Origin of the sequence: Fictibacillus sp. 23RED33 (assembly GCF_015903925.1) — a bacterium.
GTDB classification, from domain to species: Bacteria; Bacillota; Bacilli; order Bacillales; family Fictibacillaceae; genus Fictibacillus; species Fictibacillus phosphorivorans.
In genome coordinates, this window is sequence record NZ_JACZDX010000004.1 from 94,291 (window position 1) to 112,763 (window position 18,473).

The 18,473-nt window shown below is 40.5% G+C and carries 22 protein-coding genes; 14 read left to right on the forward strand and 8 right to left on the reverse strand.

Going from position 1 to position 18,473, the window contains the following annotated elements:
• Positions 1-25: 25 nt before the first annotated feature.
• Both IHV09_RS14985 and IHV09_RS14990 read right to left on the reverse strand, forming a co-directional pair.
• The gene (locus tag IHV09_RS14985) at positions 26-703 is read right to left on the reverse strand and encodes a peroxiredoxin (RefSeq protein WP_197264859.1); all 678 of its coding nucleotides are present in this window, start codon (positions 701-703) and stop codon (positions 26-28) included.
• Between the two features lie 12 nt (positions 704-715).
• A complete protein-coding gene (locus IHV09_RS14990) occupies positions 716-1,477 on the reverse strand; it encodes a ferritin-like domain-containing protein (RefSeq protein WP_197132388.1) in 762 nt (253 codons plus the stop codon).
• Between the two features lie 144 nt (positions 1,478-1,621).
• Between IHV09_RS14990 and IHV09_RS14995 the strand changes: the two genes are divergently transcribed.
• The 8 genes from IHV09_RS14995 to IHV09_RS15030 all read left to right on the forward strand — a co-directional run bounded on the left by IHV09_RS14995 (position 1,622) and on the right by IHV09_RS15030 (position 7,118).
• Complete coding sequence (locus IHV09_RS14995) at positions 1,622-2,602, forward strand: spermidine synthase (RefSeq protein WP_197191907.1); 981 nt, start codon at positions 1,622-1,624, stop codon at positions 2,600-2,602.
• A 230-nt stretch (positions 2,603-2,832) separates the two neighbouring features.
• The gene (locus IHV09_RS15000) at positions 2,833-3,270 is read left to right on the forward strand and encodes a LytTR family DNA-binding domain-containing protein (RefSeq protein WP_197132394.1); all 438 of its coding nucleotides are present in this window, start codon (positions 2,833-2,835) and stop codon (positions 3,268-3,270) included.
• An 18-nt stretch (positions 3,271-3,288) separates the two neighbouring features.
• The gene (locus IHV09_RS15005) at positions 3,289-3,732 is read left to right on the forward strand and encodes a hypothetical protein (RefSeq protein ID WP_197264860.1); all 444 of its coding nucleotides are present in this window, start codon (positions 3,289-3,291) and stop codon (positions 3,730-3,732) included.
• 186 nt (positions 3,733-3,918) lie between these two features.
• Positions 3,919-4,728, forward strand: a complete 810-nt coding sequence (locus IHV09_RS15010; protein ID WP_197264861.1) for an alpha/beta fold hydrolase — start codon at positions 3,919-3,921, stop codon at positions 4,726-4,728.
• A 108-nt stretch (positions 4,729-4,836) separates the two neighbouring features.
• Positions 4,837-5,271, forward strand: a complete 435-nt coding sequence (locus tag IHV09_RS15015; RefSeq protein ID WP_197264862.1) for a YciI family protein — start codon at positions 4,837-4,839, stop codon at positions 5,269-5,271.
• Positions 5,272-5,273: 2 nt separating this feature from the next.
• Positions 5,274-6,521, forward strand: coding sequence for an RNA polymerase sigma factor (locus IHV09_RS15020; protein ID WP_231618347.1), 1,248 nt, complete (start codon positions 5,274-5,276; stop codon positions 6,519-6,521).
• A gap of 92 nt (positions 6,522-6,613) precedes the next feature.
• Positions 6,614-6,784 carry a hypothetical protein gene (locus tag IHV09_RS15025; RefSeq protein ID WP_197132409.1) on the forward strand — a complete coding sequence of 57 codons (171 nt, stop codon included), beginning with the start codon at positions 6,614-6,616 and terminating at the stop codon, positions 6,782-6,784.
• Entirely contained in the window at positions 6,777-7,118 is a 342-nt protein-coding gene (locus IHV09_RS15030; protein ID WP_197264864.1) for a DUF1801 domain-containing protein, read from the forward strand. The genes IHV09_RS15025 and IHV09_RS15030 overlap by 8 nt, the downstream gene beginning before the upstream one ends.
• 45 nt (positions 7,119-7,163) lie before the next feature.
• On the opposite strand, the gene IHV09_RS15035 is transcribed toward IHV09_RS15030, so the two are convergent.
• Positions 7,164-8,666 (reverse strand): sodium:solute symporter family protein, encoded by a 1,503-nt coding sequence (locus tag IHV09_RS15035; RefSeq protein WP_197132414.1) that lies wholly within the window; start codon positions 8,664-8,666, stop codon positions 7,164-7,166.
• The gene (locus IHV09_RS15040; RefSeq protein WP_137791444.1) at positions 8,667-8,867 is read right to left on the reverse strand and encodes a DUF3311 domain-containing protein; all 201 of its coding nucleotides are present in this window, start codon (positions 8,865-8,867) and stop codon (positions 8,667-8,669) included.
• 225 nt (positions 8,868-9,092) lie between these two features.
• Between IHV09_RS15040 and IHV09_RS15045 the strand changes: the two genes are divergently transcribed.
• Positions 9,093-9,800 carry a proprotein convertase P-domain-containing protein gene (locus tag IHV09_RS15045; RefSeq protein ID WP_197264865.1) on the forward strand — a complete coding sequence of 236 codons (708 nt, stop codon included), beginning with the start codon at positions 9,093-9,095 and terminating at the stop codon, positions 9,798-9,800.
• 372 nt (positions 9,801-10,172) lie between these two features.
• On the opposite strand, the gene IHV09_RS15050 is transcribed toward IHV09_RS15045, so the two are convergent.
• Positions 10,173-10,619, reverse strand: a complete 447-nt coding sequence (locus IHV09_RS15050; protein ID WP_197264866.1) for a DUF2269 family protein — start codon at positions 10,617-10,619, stop codon at positions 10,173-10,175.
• 11 nt (positions 10,620-10,630) lie between these two features.
• On the reverse strand, positions 10,631-10,978 hold the full coding sequence (locus tag IHV09_RS15055) for an ASCH domain-containing protein (protein WP_197191898.1): 348 nt from the start codon (positions 10,976-10,978) through the stop codon (positions 10,631-10,633).
• Between the two features lie 165 nt (positions 10,979-11,143).
• Here IHV09_RS15055 and recQ point away from each other — a divergent pair, with 165 nt between their 5' ends.
• The 5 genes from recQ (at position 11,144) to IHV09_RS15080 (ending at position 16,405) form a co-directional block, all read left to right on the forward strand.
• Positions 11,144-13,285, forward strand: coding sequence for a DNA helicase RecQ (recQ, locus tag IHV09_RS15060; protein WP_197264867.1), 2,142 nt, complete (start codon positions 11,144-11,146; stop codon positions 13,283-13,285).
• A complete protein-coding gene (locus IHV09_RS15065; protein WP_197191896.1) occupies positions 13,282-14,478 on the forward strand; it encodes a class I SAM-dependent rRNA methyltransferase in 1,197 nt (398 codons plus the stop codon). The genes recQ and IHV09_RS15065 overlap by 4 nt, the downstream gene beginning before the upstream one ends.
• 19 nt (positions 14,479-14,497) lie before the next feature.
• The gene (locus IHV09_RS15070) at positions 14,498-15,160 is read left to right on the forward strand and encodes a futalosine hydrolase (protein ID WP_197264868.1); all 663 of its coding nucleotides are present in this window, start codon (positions 14,498-14,500) and stop codon (positions 15,158-15,160) included.
• Between the two features lie 5 nt (positions 15,161-15,165).
• Positions 15,166-16,005, forward strand: a complete 840-nt coding sequence (locus IHV09_RS15075) for a 1,4-dihydroxy-6-naphthoate synthase (RefSeq protein ID WP_197264943.1) — start codon at positions 15,166-15,168, stop codon at positions 16,003-16,005.
• A 211-nt stretch (positions 16,006-16,216) separates the two neighbouring features.
• Positions 16,217-16,405, forward strand: coding sequence for a hypothetical protein (locus IHV09_RS15080; protein ID WP_066390930.1), 189 nt, complete (start codon positions 16,217-16,219; stop codon positions 16,403-16,405).
• A gap of 42 nt (positions 16,406-16,447) precedes the next feature.
• On the opposite strand, the gene IHV09_RS15085 is transcribed toward IHV09_RS15080, so the two are convergent.
• Positions 16,448-16,900, reverse strand: coding sequence for an SgcJ/EcaC family oxidoreductase (locus IHV09_RS15085; protein ID WP_197132711.1), 453 nt, complete (start codon positions 16,898-16,900; stop codon positions 16,448-16,450).
• Between the two features lie 88 nt (positions 16,901-16,988).
• On the reverse strand, positions 16,989-18,092 hold the full coding sequence (locus IHV09_RS15090) for a PRK06851 family protein (RefSeq protein ID WP_197132436.1): 1,104 nt from the start codon (positions 18,090-18,092) through the stop codon (positions 16,989-16,991).
• Positions 18,093-18,473: the final 381 nt, after the last annotated feature.

Genomic DNA, 18,473 nt, shown 5'->3' on the forward strand with positions numbered 1-18,473 from the left:
GCAGCCTAATCAAAGGCTGCTCTCTTTATCTATCATGAAGAGGCTTTGTACATAACCACCAATCGTAGCACTCGATCTCTCCTGCTTGTGCTTGTTCTGCCCGTTTTTTAGCTTCTTGTACTGTGGCAGCTGGAGGAACGATAAGACGGTCTCCAACAAGCTCGTTTTTCGGCCAGTTTGCAGGTGTTGCTGCTTTATTTCTATCTGCTGTCTGCAGCGCCTTAACCGCTCTTAGGATCTCGTTGATATTACGGCCAACATTTTCAGGATACGTAAGGATAAGACGAATCTTGCCTGTCGGATCTACGATATAAACACTCCGTACTGTTCTTGTTCCCATCGTAGGGTGTATCATTCCTAGTCTAGTAGCAATCCGGCCTAGACTATCCGCGATGATCGGAAAAGTAATCTCTACTTTTAAATTCTGCTGTATCCATTCGATCCATTTTAAGTGTGAGTATACTTGTTCTACAGATAATCCGATTAAGTAAGTGTTGAGCTTTTTAAACTCAGGCATGAGCTTTTGAAACGCAACAAACTCTGTTGTGCATACGGGTGTAAAGTCACCCGGATGGCTAAAGAGGACAAACCAATGACCTTGATAGCTTGTTGGGAGGACAAGTTCCCCAAGGGTTGTATGAACCGTCATCTCCGGAAATTGATCGCCAATAAAAGGCTTTGAAAATGTTTGTGTAGATTCCATCCCTCTCTTCTCCTATCTTCCTTGGTTTCCCATCATCTTGCTCTTTTTCAACAGCTGAGACTCTCCTGTTTTTTCCCACTCTTCTACCTGTTCAATAGCTTGTTGAGGTGTAAATCCTTGACCAACAAGAACACCAGATAAAATAAATTCCTGATAGAGATGAGTTAAGTTAATGCCTTCTTCGGTCTCTTTTAATGCTCTTTGTACTAACGGATCAATGTACGAAACCCATTGGTCTGCTAAGCTCTCCGTTTGAGGCATTCTGTGTTCTTGATGAAAAGAACGAGGAGCACTTGATGTACTGTTTAACGTGAATAAATAGTTGTACTTAGCGCTGTGCTTGATCTCATCTGTAATGATGTTAAAGAGAATATCTCGATAATACGTATTAGGAAGTCCTTGGCGAATAACGCGATATTTCTCTACGGCAGCAAGTTCGCCAAACAGCGCTTTTACAAGTCCGTCTTTATAGGTTTTCGGTTTCTGAAACTCTTCTCCGTTCATTGGTGGAACTTCTTGGCCGGTAAGATCTTTGTAGATCATTCTAAAGAGTTTGTTATGCCTTTTCTCATCATCTCGAATAGATGCGATGATTAATTTTTGTTCGTTTGTGGGTGCCTCAGAAATTAAATAGTCGTAAAATAATTCATCTTCCCTTTCGCCAGCAACAGCTTCTCTAATGAGTTGAAGAGATAGTTGAAGTGCTTGCTGCTGCCCATCACTCTGCTGTTGTCCGGTGTCTTGTTGCTGTTGTTGTGGGTTCATATAGCTCATCAAGATAACCTCCAAAAAAATGATTGTCGCATTAGTATATGCACACGCCTAAATTTTGTTTATACACAAAGATTTAAACACCACATGTCCGATGCATGAATAAGAATGAGCATATAGCTCGTTGAAAAATAAGGAGTGTTTATAGTGGATGAACTCATGTGGCTAGCGATCGGTGCAGCCGCAGTTTTTATAATAGAAGCGGGTGGTTATTTATATTGGAGGTTTTTGGGAAGTGGCTCACTTAAACTCTATATAAATGATGGTCAGAGACCCGAAAGAGACTTCAAACTGATTCAGACGTTCAAAACGTTGACACAAAGAATTGCACTAATCGATGTCTCAGGAGAAGTATGGGTCTACAGCAATGGTGAAATCATGTTTGGCACGAAACAAGATGAAAATGAGTATGCAGAAGTGATCGTACATGTTCCGATGGCCGCAGCGAAAGAGACTAAACGCATCTTAATCATCGGTGGCGGAGGCGGAATCAGTGTGCGAGAGGTTTTGCGTTATGAGAACGTTGAGGAAATTATCGCTGTAGATGTTGATGCGGAGATGATGGATCTTGGAAAGAACTTCGATCGTTTAGTTACATTCAATGAGGGTTCATTAAATCATCACAGAGTGAGAACGGTGATTGAAGATGGCAGACATTTTGTAGAAGAAAGCCTAGAAACGTGGGATGTGATCATTGTAGACATACCAGAACCGACTGAAAGATGTCCAAGTCTATCCCAATTGTTTTCTTTAGAGTTTTATCATCAATTAAAAGAACACTTAAACCCGGGTGGTGTTGTATCCATTGCTTGTTCAACCGTCAACCTGATGCCAGAATATATGTGGAGCATCGAAAAGACGTTAAAAGAATGTGGACTTTTCACAATTCCTTTTCATAATTTCTCTAACAAGACGGGTGTGGATTGGGGTTATGTCCTCGCTTCGACATTACCGGTAAAGCGAGAAGACATCCGATTAAAAGTTACCGTTCCATTCTTAACAGAAGGAAGACTGAAGGATGTGTTGGAACTACCTTACTACTTGAAAAACCTTGAAAACAAAGGTGATATCCAGACCGATCAGAACACCGTCCTCTTAGATATTGTAAGAAGAGAATTGAATAATTGACATAGATAGCACTTGTGTAACTTACAAGTGTTTTTTTAATGATTAATATTATGGATTAGGAGTAACTAGCATTTCTAATAAACTGAACGTTAATTATTTTTGTTATTCATGAAGCTGAGTGTGCAACTTGGTAACGGCTTGTGACAGGTTGGTCAGAAGTGGATTTACGATGAGAAGATCATGACATATACTGGTTAAAAATAAAGTGAAACACATAAAGGGGGCGTGAGATGAAGCTTACAATACTTGAAAGTGATGATCATGAAGGCTTGGAAATCATTGTGAAATGCAAAATGTTAAATGATGAAGTTATTAAAGTTCTAACTTCGTTGAGGTCCCTTGAAAGAAAAGTATTGGGTACAAAGGATGGAAAGGTCTATCTTCTTTTACCAAATGATATTTATTATTTTGAGTCAGTTGATAAAAAGACATTTGCTTATACCGAAAAATCGGTCTATGAGGTGTCATTAAGGTTGTATCAAATTGAAGAGCTCTTCGGTGATGTGAATTTTTTTCGTGCTACAAAAGCAAGTATATTGAATCTCGATCGATTACAATCCATTTCCCCACGAATTGGAGGCAGGTTAGAAGTGAAAATGGAGAACGGAGAGAACCTATTAGTGTCCCGTCAGTATGTGCCTGTTTTAAAGGCAAAGTTAGGTTTTTAAATTAAAGGAGGCGATGATATGTTTAAAAAAGTAATGGCGTATACGGTAGCATTTAAAACGATTATGAGCTTATTCTTTTCGGCAGGAATCATCATCTATGTTGTGTTCGGCTATATGCTCGGAAAAAGGGAGATCGCCTTCGAGATGATCGTTCAAATCTTTTTTATCAGTATTCTGGTTACTGGTTTGCATTACTTATTTTGGACGGAGGACACTAAAGTAAAGTTAACAAATAGTTGGAAACTGATCATACAATATTTTATTCTCGGCTTCGTTTTAATAGGGATGGCCCAAGTATTTAACTGGTTCGAGTGGGGAAGTAAAACATTTTATATGATGTTGGTTCTGTTTCACATTCTTTATCTGGGCGGCATACTTGGGTTCACTATCTATTTTAAAGTGCTAGGATTTCAATTCAATCAGAAGATGCAGCATTATCGAAAGCAGAATCAAGTTCGCTAGTTTATAAAATTTTTTTTAAGAGTATAGTGGGGTAACAATCATAATCGCAGCGACTTCGTTGCGATTATTCTTTTTCTGTAAAAAAAACTGAAAAGTATTAAAAAAGTGTGTCGATATTATCGTCTCCTCTTCGTCGTATAAGTAAATCAACTTAAAAAACAATTGAAATGCTAAGGAGAGATTCATATGAATACTGTAATTTCAAAAGATGGAACAAAAATTGTTTATGACAAGGTAGGGAATGGACCTTCACTCATCTTAATCGGAGGCGCATTCAGTTATCGAAAGTTCCCAGGCATGGTTAAACTTGCAAAATTATTATCAGACCATTTTACAGTTTACACATACGACCGACGTGGCCGTGGGGATAGCGGTGACGCAGAACAGTATGAACCCGTACGAGAGTATGAAGATCTGGATGCAATTATCTCAATAGCAGGAGGAACGGCATTCGTTTGGGGGTTATCATCAGGAGCTGTTCTTGCTTTACAAGCAGCTGCTCATGGAGCGAGCATTGCAAAATTAGCGCTCCACGAACCACCATTTATCGTCAATGACAAAGATCATGTACCACCAAGGGATTTTTCAAAAAAGGTTAGTGAACTTGTTGCTGATGATCGCAGTGCCGATACGATTAAATATTTCATGACGAAGGGCATGGGGGCTCCTTCATTCGTTGTAACTATGATGCGTATGATGCCTGGTGTTTGGTCCAAGCTTATGGCGGTTGCACATACCCTTCCGTACGATGCGACATTATTAGAAGGATATATGGAAGGAAAGTCATTGCCTGAAGATTTTTGGAATAACGTTACAGTGCCAACAATTGTACTTAAAGGTACAGAAAGTCCTTTAATGCTTCGTGACGGAGCAGATGCTTTAGTAAAAGTGCTTCCTAATGCTGAATTAATAAGTAAGAAGGGACTTGGACATACGAAACAGCTTAATGTTAAAAGTATTTCTTCTGAGCTCGTCTTATTTTTTTCTGCTGTATAAACTAGAGAAAATCACTAAAGGATTTTTTTAACAAATACCGAAACCTTTTTATAGATTTATCGTGCAGATCATTAAAATGAAGAGTTAAAAATGAGGAGGCAACTACACATGAGATTTATGATGATCGTTAAAGCGACAGCAGATTCAGAGGCGGGGGTTATGCCGAGCCAGGAATTAATAGATGCCATGCAAAAATATAACGAGGAATTAGTAAAGGCAGGTGTGCTTCTTGCTGCAGACGGCTTACAACCTAGTTCAAGTGGTATACGAATTTCTTACCCGGAACGGGGCGGTCGTCCTAAAGTAATTGACGGCCCGTTTACAGAAGTAAAAGAACTAATTGCAGGCTATACGCTCATTGAAGTGAAGTCAAGAGAAGAAGCAATTCAGTGGGCTCTGCGTATGCCGGATCCACATGGATATGGGCATGGTGAGATTGAACTGCGACAGGTTTTTGAAGCGGAGGAAATAATGGAAAACCCTATTCATTTAATGAAAGAAAGAGAAATTCGAAAAAAGGCTGAGGAGCAGCAAAAAGCGTGACAATGGTCGATGTAAATCGAGCGATCGAAGAGATATGGAGAATAGAATCTGCGAAGTTGGTCGCAAGCTTAACGCACATGCTGCGAGATGTAGGTATCGCTGAAGATATTGCTCATGATGCATTAATCGTCGCATTAGAAAAATGGCCAAATATCGGTATCCCAGATAATCCGGGGGCATGGCTGATGACTGTGGCCAAACGGCGTGCGATTGACTTAATAAGGCGTACAAAAAAACGTGAACAAAAATATTCCGAGCTGGCCAGAGGAACTGATCTTTACACGGAAGAAGATGTTGATCATGTGATAAACGAAGAAATTGGAGATGAACTTCTTCGTTTAATCTTTATGACCTGTCATCCGGTGTTATCACAAGAAGCTCGGGTTGCACTAACATTGCGTTTATTATGTGGTTTAACTACTGATGAGATCGCCCGTTCTTTTCTTCTGTCAGAATCTACTGTAGCGCAACGAATTGTACGTGCCAAAAGGACACTTAAATCTGAAAAAATTCCTTTTGAAGTTCCAGCAAACGAAGATCGAAAAGAACGTCTATCAACGGTGCTTGAAGTTATTTATCTGATGTATAACGAAGGGTATGCGGCAACATCAGGCGATCATTGGGTTCGTCCTTTATTGTGTCAGGAGGCATTGAGATTAGGGCGCATTCTTGCTGAGCTCGCCCAAAGTGAATCAGAAGTACATGGTCTAGTAGCATTAATGGAAATACAATCTTCACGGTTGAAGACTAGGGTAAATGCAAAAGGGGAACCAATCTTACTCATGGATCAAAATCGAGCACAATGGGATCGTTTACTGATTCGTCGTGGATTAGCTGCACTCGAGCGAAGTGAAAGGATAGGTGTACCACTCGGACAATATGCGATTCAAGCGAAAATCTCTGCTTGTCATGCAGAGGCTCATTCGGTTGAAGAAACGAACTGGGTAAAAATAGCTGCGCTTTATGAGGCGTTATACAGGGTATCTCCTTCACCTATCGTTGAATTAAACCACGCTGTTGCCATCTCAATGGCATTTGGTCCTTCTATAGGACTTCAACTTGTAGATGAATTAAGTGGGGAATCTTCTTTACAGGAGTATCACCTTCTTTATAGCGTGCGTGGAGATCTTCTTTTTAAATTGAAAAGATTTGATGACGCTCGTATAGAATTTAAACGCGCTGCATCTATGACTAAGAATGAAAAAGAGAAAAGCCTTCTGATGACCAGAGTAAAAGAATGTGAGTCTTGAACGAAGTTTTTTTCAAACCTAGTCGATTATAGATGTTCAGTTTCGTAGTAAAGGTAGGAAAGCTGATCACAATCCAAAGGAGGAAACGATGGATGCGATATCAGAGAGGTAAAGTAGAAAGCAAGGGACATCATTCATTACGTCGAAAGCCACCACTTTCGAGTCCAAGTAAAGAAAGTCTGAAAAAGGACTTAGAAGAACATATATTTATGTTGCAAAAGGCCGATAGGACAAAAATAAAGGAGACAGTAAACGATGAATAACGATGTGACCCAATTTATTGACGAATTAAAAGAATCCTGGCAGGTAGAGTTATCTACGAATCTACGCGGAGTTGTTCACCAAGCGATACCTGAAGTTCATGAGCGGATTCAGTATAAAAAGCCTCACTTCTTAAAAAACGGAAAATACGCTGCAGTGATCTCGACATCCAAAGATGCCGTAAGTTTTACGATTTTTAATGCAAATTCATTAAAACTTCCAGAAGGTCTCTTCAGTGGCCCTCCAGAACGTAAAACTATTAAGCTGCGGAAAGGTGACACGATTGATTCCGAACAACTGGCTTCTTTCGTCAGTGAAGCATCAAGTTCTCTATGAGCTAAAAAAGCGTGAGTCCAAACGATTTGGACTCACGCTTTTTTGTTATGCTCCTTTTCGTACAAGTTGTTCTTCCTTTGATGACTGATCAAACAAGTATTTCTTTACAGCGTTTGAGGAATGCTTCGCTTTTTTAACAAAGAAAGGGTTCAACCCAACTACCGTTATAAAGTTAGCCATCAATCCCCAGAAACCTTCATAGATTCCAAGGCTTGTACCTGTTGAGTAGACTGTGAAGGTAACCACGAGTCCGACAATCAGGCCAATAATGGTAGCTTCTCTAGATTGATTTCTCCAGAACAAGCTGATAACGATTGCAGGGAAAATCTGCACCATTCCTGATACACCAAGCAACTGTAGGGAAACGAGCGCTTGTGGAAACACAAGACCGAACAATAACGCAAGTCCGATAACAACGAAAACCATGCCACGAGTGATCATCGTTAGTTTCGGTCCTTTTACTTTCGGATTGATGAGGTCACGATAGATGTTGTTTGCAAATAGGTTCGATGCACCGATCGCCATGATGGAACAAGGAATGAGTGAAGCCAGTGCGATTGTTGAGTACGCTAAACCCTGACCGATTCCACCATAAGACGTTTGAATCAATGCAAGAAGAGCAAACCTAGGATCCGTCCCATCTGGTAAAACAAGAAAAGCGATGAATCCAAGGAAAACAACAAGAATTAAAACGATATTATAAAGCGGCAGAAACAGTGCATTTTTTCGAATGGCATCTGCACTTTTTGCTGTGAAAACGCCTGTTGCCGCATGTGCCCACATAAAAAGAGCGAGTGATGATACAAAAGCTGCTGTAATGAACCATGTAACACCTTTTGGCCCAGAGTCTGGAATCGTTAAGAGGTGAGGAGCTTCCGTTACGATTTTATCAACCATAGGATTCCAGCCACCAAAGTGCATGATTGGAAGAGACACGACCATGAATAACATGATTGCCCACACTAAAACATCCTTAATAATCGCTGTATAAGTCGGTCCTTTGATCCCACTGAAAAATGTATAAAGTGCAACAAGCAAGAAAGAGGTGATCACGACCACTTTTACATTGATAAAGCCTGTCCCAGCAACCTGAAGCGTATCTTGAATACCACTCAGCTGCAAACAGATATACGGAATCAGCATAAGTACGCCGACGATGGCGATGAGTGAAGATAATAACTTAGAGTCAAAACGTTCGCGAGCATAGTCTGCTAGAGTGGTTAACTTATGCTCATTCGCCACTTTCCATAACTTCGGAAGGAAAAAATAAGAGATAAAATAGGCTAGAACCGAGTAGGGAATCGCGAAGAAGGCGAGACTTCCTGCTGTGTAAGCGGTACTTGTTAATCCTAGGAACGTATAAGCTGTGTAAAGATCTGCACCGACTAGAAACCAAACGAGTAAGCCGCCAAAGCGTCTTCCACCAACAGACCATTCTTCAACTGAGCTTCGGGTAGCTTTGTCCCTTCCGGCAAGAAAGCCGATCAGAACGACTGTTAAGATAATAAAAATCGTGATAGATAGTGCTGTAAGATTACCTTGCTGCATTTAGTCCAGGCTCCCTTCTGATTTCTGAAGTTGATAGATTCCTAATGTGCAAAAAGGAGTTAGCACAATCCACAAAAACAACCAAAACTGAAGAAACGGTAGTCCGAAAATGATAGGATCGATCCTGTTTACGAACGGTAGAACGACCAGTTGTGCGATAAATGGAGCGGAAATCAATACAATCAATAATAATTTCTTCATGCTGCATGTGTCCCTTCTGTGGTGTTTTTAGAAAGATAATGTTCACAATCATAACAGCTTAAAAAGATAGGGACAAGGGTAATTATATAAATTTTTAAAATATTTAATATTATTAGATAATGAAAGTGTTTTCATTAGCTGTGAAATTAAATACTGTGTTACCTAAGCGAAAATCGGAGACTAGCATATAGTAGAAGTAACCGTATAAGAGGGAGGTGGGAAACAATGATTCATTCATGTGTTTGTCACACGTTAAAATGTTTGAATTACGGACAAGTCGTTGTGTTAGTAGTGGGTGGTAGGCAAGTTCCTTTTATTTTTCAAGGGATTAGAGGGAATTGTGTCGTAGGAATCACGAGTGGTAATCAATTGCTAGCTTTAGACTGCGGATGTATTACAGCCATTATCTGTGGAAGGACTGCAGTAAACACAAATCGCTTTGCTAATCCTACCGTCATTACAATTCCTGATAGCGGAGCAGCAACACCGTATCCATCGATTATTAATGTATCAGGTTTATTTGGGACAATTACAAATGTAACGGTAACTCTTCGTAACCTTACACATTCATATCTATCAGATCTGCAGGTACTACTTGTCGGTCCTCAAGGACAGAATGTCATCTTAATGTCTACTGTTGGAGGCACTAATCCTGGAGTTGTAAATGTTACGTATACGTTCAGTGATACAGCAGTAAATTCAATGACAGAAAATACAATTCCTCCACCAGGCATTTATAAACCAAGCACTTTTCCTCCAGTTACAGCATTACCAGGTGCGCCAGGTCTTCCATATGGAACGACGCTTAGCGTTTTTAATGGTACGAATCCAAATGGCGCATGGCAACTGTATGTATATGATCAATTTACTCAAGACGTAGGAGCCATTAACAGAGGTTGGGAACTGACTATAACAACACGAGATTCATTGTAACCGTAAGGCCTCCAACCAAAGGAGGTTTTATTTTTTGTTACCAATCTTTTCGCTGATGTTTACCTTCTATTCTTTCAGAACCATCCGGCATGCTAAGACCGTGCTGTCTCACAGTTTATTCTATATAGAGAGGCGAATTTCTTCTTACATAGGCGGCCATTTCTATGCCAGCTGGACACCAAGATAATGAATCCACAAAAATAGCTTCTGAATCCAGAAATTTGCATGCTTAATCCAAAAGTTTAGCTGTTTAATCCACGAGTTTTAGGCTCCAATCCACATTTTTTGTCTACCAAGTTAAATTTGTCCACTCCATATGGACGCAACGAAAAAGCTGCACCCTCACAACAAAAGGGAGCAGCTTCCGCCAACCTATCCAAACCACAAATATGGTTTTCCGACCATAAACCAAAGCATAATCATCAATAATCCGAGGTATATCCAAACGGCACGCTGGAGTTTCTGAGCTAGCGCCGTTTTATCATGCGTTTCATCATCAAACTTTCGAAGCGTCGGTGAAAAGGCGCGCGCTAAAAAGAACAGTGAGCAGAACAAGATGATTAAAGTCATGAGGATCCATGGTGTGTCCCACGTCCAAGGTCCTGTGAACACGAGCAATAAACCTGACAATACTAAGACGTGACCCGCGTGTTTGGCGAGCCAAACGACAAACCGAAATGTGCCGAGGTGAGCCTGCATCTCATCTTCTCTAGCGGTTCTCAGTTTTTTGATCAGTGGGAACAGGATAAAAAACGGTCCAACTGAAATAATCACGCTTAAAATATGGATATACAAGAAAATAGGATACAAAACATCCATGGAGTTCAGATCTAGCCTTTAGCAGGACTGAATTCGTGAACCCATACTTGCATATGAGGAAGCCACGGCATACCAGGGTGGTATGAAAGAATAGCGTTCTTATACTCTTCAACCGTTGCAAAGCCTTCGTCTTGGGCGTGTTGGTCAGTTAGTTCACCAAGAGATTGTCGGTATACGTTGTTCACTACGAACGAATGCCCTTCTAATTCCATGATTTCCCCAATGTCAGCATAGCGTCCGTTTCGGCGAGTTGCCGTTTTCTTGCCTTCTAGAACTTTAGCAACATCAGCTGGCATCGTTACGAGTCTTTCAATTGAACATGTTTTTGGTGGCAAATTGTTGTTTTCTTGAATTGTCATATGTAAAAACTCCTTTTCCATTTCTCCAATTCCTAATGTATCACACTTTATTAAGTAGTCTGTCTATTTTTATCGGAAGAAAACGGTAAGATGTGTCTTTGCTATGTTGAGTCAGTACCTTTATAATCAAGAGATGACTCTACCTGAGGGAGGCTAATTTAAGTTTTGATAGAAAAAGCAAAGCAAATGCTGAATTTGCATTACGGTTATTCTTCATTCCGGAACGGACAAGAGCAAGCGATACAATCGGTTTTAGCGGGTGACGATACACTCTGTGTTATGCCTACTGGTGGCGGAAAATCGATCTGCTATCAAATACCTGCCCTTGTTTTTGAAGGAACAACAATTGTTATTTCTCCTTTAATTTCATTAATGAAAGATCAGGTTGATACATTATTGCAGTTGGGTATTTCCGCGGCCTTCATCAATTCTTCACTTACAGCAGCAGAGGCGAGAGAACGAATTGAAAAGGCGAAAAGCGGTGAGTATAAACTTTTATATATTGCACCAGAACGCTTAGAATCCTATGACTTTATGGATCATTTGAGACAGATCGATATACCTTTAATCGCGGTAGACGAAGCCCACTGTATCTCGCAATGGGGACACGACTTCAGACCGAGCTACCAACGTATTCAAAGAATGATCGGAAATCTGCCGAATCGTCCGGTAGTGCTCGCGTTAACGGCAACAGCTACACCGCGTGTTCGCCAGGACATCTGTTGGTCGCTCGATATTGATGAGAACAAGACAGTATTAACAGGATTTGAACGTGAAAACTTATCTTTTTCTGTGATTAAGGGACAAGATCGTCTTTCTTACTTAAAAGATTTTCTCAAAAAGAACGAGAAAGAAGCGGGAATCATATACGCAGCAACACGTAAAACGGTTGATCAGCTTTATGAAACACTCCAAAAAAATGGTATCAACGTTTCTCGTTATCATGCAGGAATGAATGACAACGAGCGTATGGAACAACAAGAACAATTTCTTCAAGATGAATCATCGGTTATGGTGGCTACTTCTGCGTTTGGGATGGGTATCGATAAATCGAATATCAGATATGTTATCCATTTTCAGCTTCCTAAAAACATGGAGAGTTATTATCAAGAAGCCGGTCGTGCTGGTCGTGATGGACTTCCAAGTGAATGTATACTGCTATATTCTTCGCAAGACGTTCAGGTACAGCGTTTTCTGATCGACCAGTCTAGTGAGCAGGATCGAATGGCGCAAGAGCTGGAGAAGCTTCAGCTCATGGTGGACTATTGCTACACAGAAAGTTGTTTGCAGCAATCAATCGTCCGTTATTTTAGTGATGAAGAAATACCACCATGCGGCCGGTGCGGCAACTGTACGGATAATCGCGATAGCATCGATGTAACAAGAGAAGCGCAGATCGTATTGTCCTGTATCGTGCGGATGGGACAGAAGCGGTTCGGTAAGACGTTGATTGCGCAAGTACTGACCGGGTCTAAGAATAAAAAGGTTTTAGAGATGAGATTTAATAAGCTGCCAACATACGGCATGCTGAAAAATAAAAGCACGAAAGAAATTACAGATCTCATCGAGTTTTTTATCTCACAAGAGATCATCGCTGTTGAGCATGGGACGTTCCCAACTCTTTATATAAAGGAAAAAGGAAAAGACATCCTGCTCGGAAAAGAACAGATCATGCGTAAAGAAGCGGTCGTAACGAAACAAGTGGCTGCAGATGATCCGTTATTTGAAGAGCTTCGAATCGTGCGTAAGACAATAGCTGAACAAGAGAACGTTCCACCGTTCGTTATTTTCGCAGATACCGCGTTAAAAGATATGTGTGTGAAGCTGCCTGAGTCAAGAACTGAATTTTTGAGTGTGACGGGTGTTGGTCAAAATAAGCTTGAGAAGTACGGAGAGCAGTTTATCTCTGCTATTTCTACTTATTTGGTTGAGCATCCAGAGCGAAGAGAAAGTACGGATCAGAGCACCGTTGCAAAAGAGCCTGCCAAAAAGACAACGCCTGATTCTCATCTTGAAACATACACTCTCTATAAAGAGAAGATGTCAGTCAATGAGATTGCTGAACAGCGCAATCTAGCCGTGAGTACGGTCGAGAGTCATCTCGTTCAATGCATACAAGATGGAATGGACGTTCATATGGAGGATCTCATTCCAGATGAATATGTCTCAGAAATCGAACATGCCATTCAACAAGCTGGCGGAGAAAAGTTAAAGCCGATCAAAGAATTACTTCCTGAAGAAGTAAGTTACTTTATGATTAAAGTGTACTTGCTGCAAAACGAAAATAAGAAACGGGTGACAAGATGAAGAAGAATGTCCGATTAAAAGTAAAACCATCTTATGTTAAAGGTTTAAAAACAGGTTTTCCATTGATCACGGAAGATGCTGTTCAAAATATAAGCAACGTAAAAGAAGAAGGAACGATCATAGAACTGTTTGATGAAAAGAATGTGTTCCTCGGTAAGGGATACTACGGTAAACAGAACAAAGGCCGTGGATGGGTACTCACGCAAAATTCACAAGAACTCATCGATCAAGAATTCTTTGAAAAGAAAATAAAAAAAGCGATCAACCATCGCCAAGATCTTTTTAACAATTATGAAACAACAGCATTCCGCGTTTTTAACGGTGAGGGAGACGGAATTGGTGGGCTGACGATCGACCACTATAACGGCTACTACGTTCTAACTTGGTATAGTGAAGGCATCTACTCTTTTAAAGAGGAAGTGATCGCCTCACTTAAAGAACTTGTTAAAGTAAAAGGGATCTATGAAAAGAAGCGTTTTGCTGTAAAAGGAAAATATATTGATGATAACGATTTTGTTGAAGGTGAACAAGCACCAAGTCCACTAATCGTAAGAGAGAACGGCATCCACTTTGCCGTTTATCTAAATGATGGTGCAATGGTCGGTGTGTTCTTAGATCAGCGTGATGTGCGCAGAACCATTCGTGATCAATATGCGAAAGGGAAAACCGTTCTGAATACGTTCTCTTATACAGGTGCGTTTTCAGTTGCGGCTGCTCTTGGCGGTGCTCTGAAAACGACAAGCGTTGATTTAGCGAATAGAAGTCGAAGCAAGACACAAGAACAGTTCAGTGTGAACGGTCTGAACTATGAGGACCACGACATCATTGTAGAAGATGTATTCAACTACTTTAAATATGCTGTTCGAAAAGAGCTGTCGTTCGACCTAGTAATCTTAGATCCTCCGAGCTTTGCACGTTCTAAGAAACACACGTTCAGTGCTGGGAAAGATTATCCTGATTTATTAGCACAAGCGATCCAGATTACAGAAAGAAACGGTGTAATCGTAGCCTCTTCTAACTGCTCAACGTTTGGGATGAAAAAGTTTAAAGAGATGATATCATCAGCTTTTAAACAAACAGGCGGCACGTATAACATTTTAGAAGAGTTTAAGCTTCCACAAGATTTTAAAACACACAAAGAGTTCAAAGAGGGTAACTATTTAAAAGTAGTGTTCATTGAAAAATTAAGCTAACCGGCGAAAGGGGATCTTCATGTCGATGAATAACGAACGCCGTATTTTAATTATGACTTCTGTAGCTGCTGAAAAAGAGGCAATCTTAAAAGGAATTGGCCAAACGTCTTCCGTTGATGTGGTATTAGCTGGAGTTGGTCCGATATCAGCTGGTATCCAAACAACAAAAGCTTTATTAACAAAAGACTATGACCTTGTCATTAACATGGGGATTGCTGGAGGCTTTCGTGATAAAGCAGATGTTGGGACAGTTGTGATTGCAGATGAGATGATTTCAGGAGATCTTGGGGCAGAATCTCCTGAAGCGTTCATCACATTAGATGAGCTTGGTTTTGGTGCTTCAACGCGCATAAAAGCAGACAGCGAACTGGTCATGCACTGTTTAACGTCATTAAAACTCGCAGGAGTACCTGTTCAACTCGGTCACGTTCTAACGCTATCTACTGTGACAGGAACTTCTGAAACAACGAAGAATCTTCAGGATCGTGAGCCTGATGCTGTAGCAGAAGCGATGGAAGGCTATGGTGTAGCGCTTGCGGCACAAGAATTTGGAAAGCCGGTACTTGAGATACGTTCCATATCAAATCCGATTGGTCCGCGAGATCGTTCTGCTTGGCGTATGAAGGAAGCGTTCGATACACTAGAGAGAGCTAGTAAAGTTATCGCGGAGGTTTTGTTATGAGTAAAATGAGTATTGCGTTTTCACCTTGTCCCAATGATACGTTTGTTTTTCATGCATTGGTTCATGGGCTTGTTCCTGGTGCTCCAGAACTTGATGTTACATATGCAGATATAGATATCACAAACGGATTAGCTGCTGAGTCAGATGAACTTGATATATTAAAGATCTCATACGCAGCGCTTCCTTATGTTTTGGATAAATATGCTCTGCTTCCATGCGGAGGTGCACTTGGTCGTGGATGTGGTCCGTTAGTTCTTGTGAAGGAGCCAGGTGATGTTACGCCTGACATGCTATCAGGAGCAAAGGTGGCTGTTCCAAGTGAACGCTCTACCGCTTACATGCTGTTCCGTTTATGGGCGGCTCAAAATGTACCAGGCGGAGTGGGCGAGATCATCGTTATGCCGTTTAATGAAATCATGCCTGCTGTAAAAGACGGCAAGATTGATGCAGGTCTTGTAATCCATGAAGCTCGCTTTACGTATCAAAATTACAGGTTAAATCTGTTGGCGGATATGGGAAGCTGGTGGGAAGAAGATACGGGACTGCCCATTCCCCTCGGAGCGATCATCGCGCGCCGTTCACTAGATTTAGAGTCTATTACAGCTTGGATACGTGAATCAGTAGAGTACGCATGGCGAAATCCTAAGGCATCTAAAGATTATGTGATGCAGCATGCGAGCGAACTCTCTGAGGATGTAGCGAAATCCCACATCGATCTGTATGTGAATGATTTTACCGCTGATCTTGGAGAGAAGGGCTTCGAGGCCATTACGACTCTATTGAACCGGGCTGGAGAAGAAGGCATCGTACCGAAGAAGGATTATACGAAACTACTGAAAATTTAAGAATGGACAAATTAATTCTTAGATTGGATAGATTATTAGGGACATTGGACAGATTATCTTGGGAATCGGACAGATTAAAGTGAACATTGGACAGATTAACTCCTAGATTGGACAGATTACCTAATAAAATCTGCATGATAAGGAATTAACCACTCTCCACATCAGCGCATACCTTATAACGAGAAGAAAAACTGTTATAAGGAGGCGCAATATGTCTAATACAAATGTATTAACACTGATTGGGGCTTTGTTAGCTGGTTATTTTCTACTTGCACTTCCACTAGGCGGCACGTTTTTAGCTGCATTCGGTCCAGCTGTTAAAATTATCGCGATTTTAACGGTTCTTGTTTTTGGAGCTGTATTAATTTATAAAGGGCTCAAGGAAATATTAAGAAAATAGACATGAAGAAACCCGCTGAAACTTAAGCGGGTTTCCTTGTTTTTATTTAGGAAGCAAATCACGAAGCTCTTCTGTCATCTGATCTAAAAGCTCAGGACGTCCGTGAAATTGAGCAGGTGTGTTTTGAAAAAGTTTAATGAACCATTTACCCTCAACTCTAACGGCAATTACCGTATGATGTGTGTTTAACTCTTGAGATAGTTCCGTTTTCCCTACTGGTATCATGCCAGCAATAGCGCGAACCATGACAGCCTCATCGCTTAAGAAAGATACGTTCTTCACTTTTGCGTAATAAGGTGGAGTTGGGAAGCTGCTAAAAATGGGCTCGAGATGAGCATGAATCTCTTCAGGACCGAATGCCTGACTCCCATCATATCCAACCATCTCACCGTCTTCAGTAAAATAATCAGCCATAGCACGTGAATTCCGCTCGTTCCACGCATGTAAGAAGTTAAAATATAAATCTTCAACAGCTTTTGTATGTTCTGTTTGCATCACTCAACCTGTCCTCCATATGTAAAAGTGTCTTATGTTCATCATAACAAAACAGCCACCATCCTCAAAATAGTGGCTGCATCAAATATTATTTTTGTTGTTGTGCAGCGGTTAGTTTTTCGATTTCTAGATCAATCTTCTTATGAATTTTGTCGATTCTTGAAAAATTCATCGCTGCAATATAAATCTTTTCTAAATCATCGTGCTTACTTTTTGCGTCTGCTAGATATCCGATCGCTTCTTTCATCTTTTTTGAATAACGCCCACTGATCTCTTTTAAATTATCAAAGAATTTTTCATCCGTACCCTTTTTGATCGTCTTTTCATACATGTCTATGATGGAGTCACCTTTACGTTCAGGGAAATACTCATGAGGTGCTGTACTGTCAAAAATCGCGAAGCCGAGCTCTCTCACGATCACCATATCCAAGCTGTTGGGATCGAACCCACAATGATAAATCTCAACATCATAACCTGAAGCTTCTGCATTTGCGGCCAGCTTTTTTAATAAAGTTGATTTTCCAGACCCAGGTCTTCCCTTAATAAAATATCTCTTTTCCAGACCTTCAGTTAAGTTAGGCACAAAATCGACAGCACCTTTTGGGGTAGCTGCACCTAGAAAACGGTGATAAACATTAGCGGGTTTATTTACTTTCTTAGAAAAAAATTGATGCATCAGTTCATCCGTAAGGTCGTTTGCTTTTTCATAATTCATGTTCATAATATAAATTTCTTCCCATTCATCATGGATAAGGAGCGCTTCATGGAAAGTCGCATATGCTTTTTGATAATCAGCAGAAATGGAATCAGTAATCTTTAAAATTTCCGCCTTTTTGTTGGCCAGCTTTTTAGAATCCCACGCTTCACCTAAATTTACGTATTCCTCGATTGCCCCAGGTGCTTTTGGTTCAATAACATGTGGAGAAGTACCATCCACTATTCCTATTCCTAGTTCTCGGATAATCACGCCATCAATGGATCCGTTGTCTGAAGCGCAATGGATGTATTCGATATCGTAGCCTTCCTTGTTCCACTTTTCCCCGACCGCTTTCATGAGTGTAGACTTACCAGTGCCAGGTCCGCCCTTTAAAATAAAGAGGCGATCAAGACCTTTAAGATTTGATGTAAATAAGTTGTGAAAACCTCTAGCTGTATTGCCACCAGCATAATAATTCAGAATTTTTCCAGTCAAGGTTCAAAACACTCCTCTTTTTTGTAGTTGTGTTTCTACATGCATGTTATGTTGGGAAGCTGGAATAGGTGAAAGCCTAAAAAACACATTTATTATTTAAATTGTTGAAATATGATGAAATAAAAAGAAATTTTACGAATGAAGGAGTATGGCTTAAAAAAGTGGAATAAATACACCCTAAATCACATAATATTGATTATTCTGAATATTTAAATAAAATTTAGAATGGGTTAATATGTAGTTAACAAAGAAACACTACTTCAAATAAAGGAAGGCGTGATTCCAATGAAATAAGGAAGCGAAGCATATCAAATCACATCCAGTTAGAGATCAGCCAGTGAAAACTGATTTCGAGATGTGTGGATATGTGGGAACGCGCAA

Coding starts and splice junctions, on each gene's coding strand:
- IHV09_RS14985 (WP_197264859.1), bottom strand. CDS start 703: ATGGAATCTACACAAACATTTTCAAAGCCTTTTATTGGCGATCAATTT.
- IHV09_RS14990 (WP_197132388.1), bottom strand. CDS start 1,477: ATGAGCTATATGAACCCACAACAACAGCAACAAGACACCGGACAACAG.
- IHV09_RS15000 (WP_197132394.1), top strand. CDS start 2,833: ATGAAGCTTACAATACTTGAAAGTGATGATCATGAAGGCTTGGAAATC.
- IHV09_RS15005 (WP_197264860.1), top strand. CDS start 3,289: ATGTTTAAAAAAGTAATGGCGTATACGGTAGCATTTAAAACGATTATG.
- IHV09_RS15010 (WP_197264861.1), top strand. CDS start 3,919: ATGAATACTGTAATTTCAAAAGATGGAACAAAAATTGTTTATGACAAG.
- IHV09_RS15015 (WP_197264862.1), top strand. CDS start 4,837: ATGAGATTTATGATGATCGTTAAAGCGACAGCAGATTCAGAGGCGGGG.
- IHV09_RS15020 (WP_231618347.1), top strand. CDS start 5,274: ATGGTCGATGTAAATCGAGCGATCGAAGAGATATGGAGAATAGAATCT.
- IHV09_RS15025 (WP_197132409.1), top strand. CDS start 6,614: ATGCGATATCAGAGAGGTAAAGTAGAAAGCAAGGGACATCATTCATTA.
- IHV09_RS15030 (WP_197264864.1), top strand. CDS start 6,777: ATGAATAACGATGTGACCCAATTTATTGACGAATTAAAAGAATCCTGG.
- IHV09_RS15035 (WP_197132414.1), bottom strand. CDS start 8,666: ATGCAGCAAGGTAATCTTACAGCACTATCTATCACGATTTTTATTATC.
- IHV09_RS15040 (WP_137791444.1), bottom strand. CDS start 8,867: ATGAAGAAATTATTATTGATTGTATTGATTTCCGCTCCATTTATCGCA.
- IHV09_RS15045 (WP_197264865.1), top strand. CDS start 9,093: ATGATTCATTCATGTGTTTGTCACACGTTAAAATGTTTGAATTACGGA.
- IHV09_RS15050 (WP_197264866.1), bottom strand. CDS start 10,619: ATGGATGTTTTGTATCCTATTTTCTTGTATATCCATATTTTAAGCGTG.
- IHV09_RS15055 (WP_197191898.1), bottom strand. CDS start 10,978: ATGACAATTCAAGAAAACAACAATTTGCCACCAAAAACATGTTCAATT.
- IHV09_RS15065 (WP_197191896.1), top strand. CDS start 13,282: ATGAAGAAGAATGTCCGATTAAAAGTAAAACCATCTTATGTTAAAGGT.
- IHV09_RS15070 (WP_197264868.1), top strand. CDS start 14,498: ATGTCGATGAATAACGAACGCCGTATTTTAATTATGACTTCTGTAGCT.
- IHV09_RS15075 (WP_197264943.1), top strand. CDS start 15,166: ATGAGTATTGCGTTTTCACCTTGTCCCAATGATACGTTTGTTTTTCAT.
- IHV09_RS15080 (WP_066390930.1), top strand. CDS start 16,217: ATGTCTAATACAAATGTATTAACACTGATTGGGGCTTTGTTAGCTGGT.
- IHV09_RS15085 (WP_197132711.1), bottom strand. CDS start 16,900: ATGCAAACAGAACATACAAAAGCTGTTGAAGATTTATATTTTAACTTC.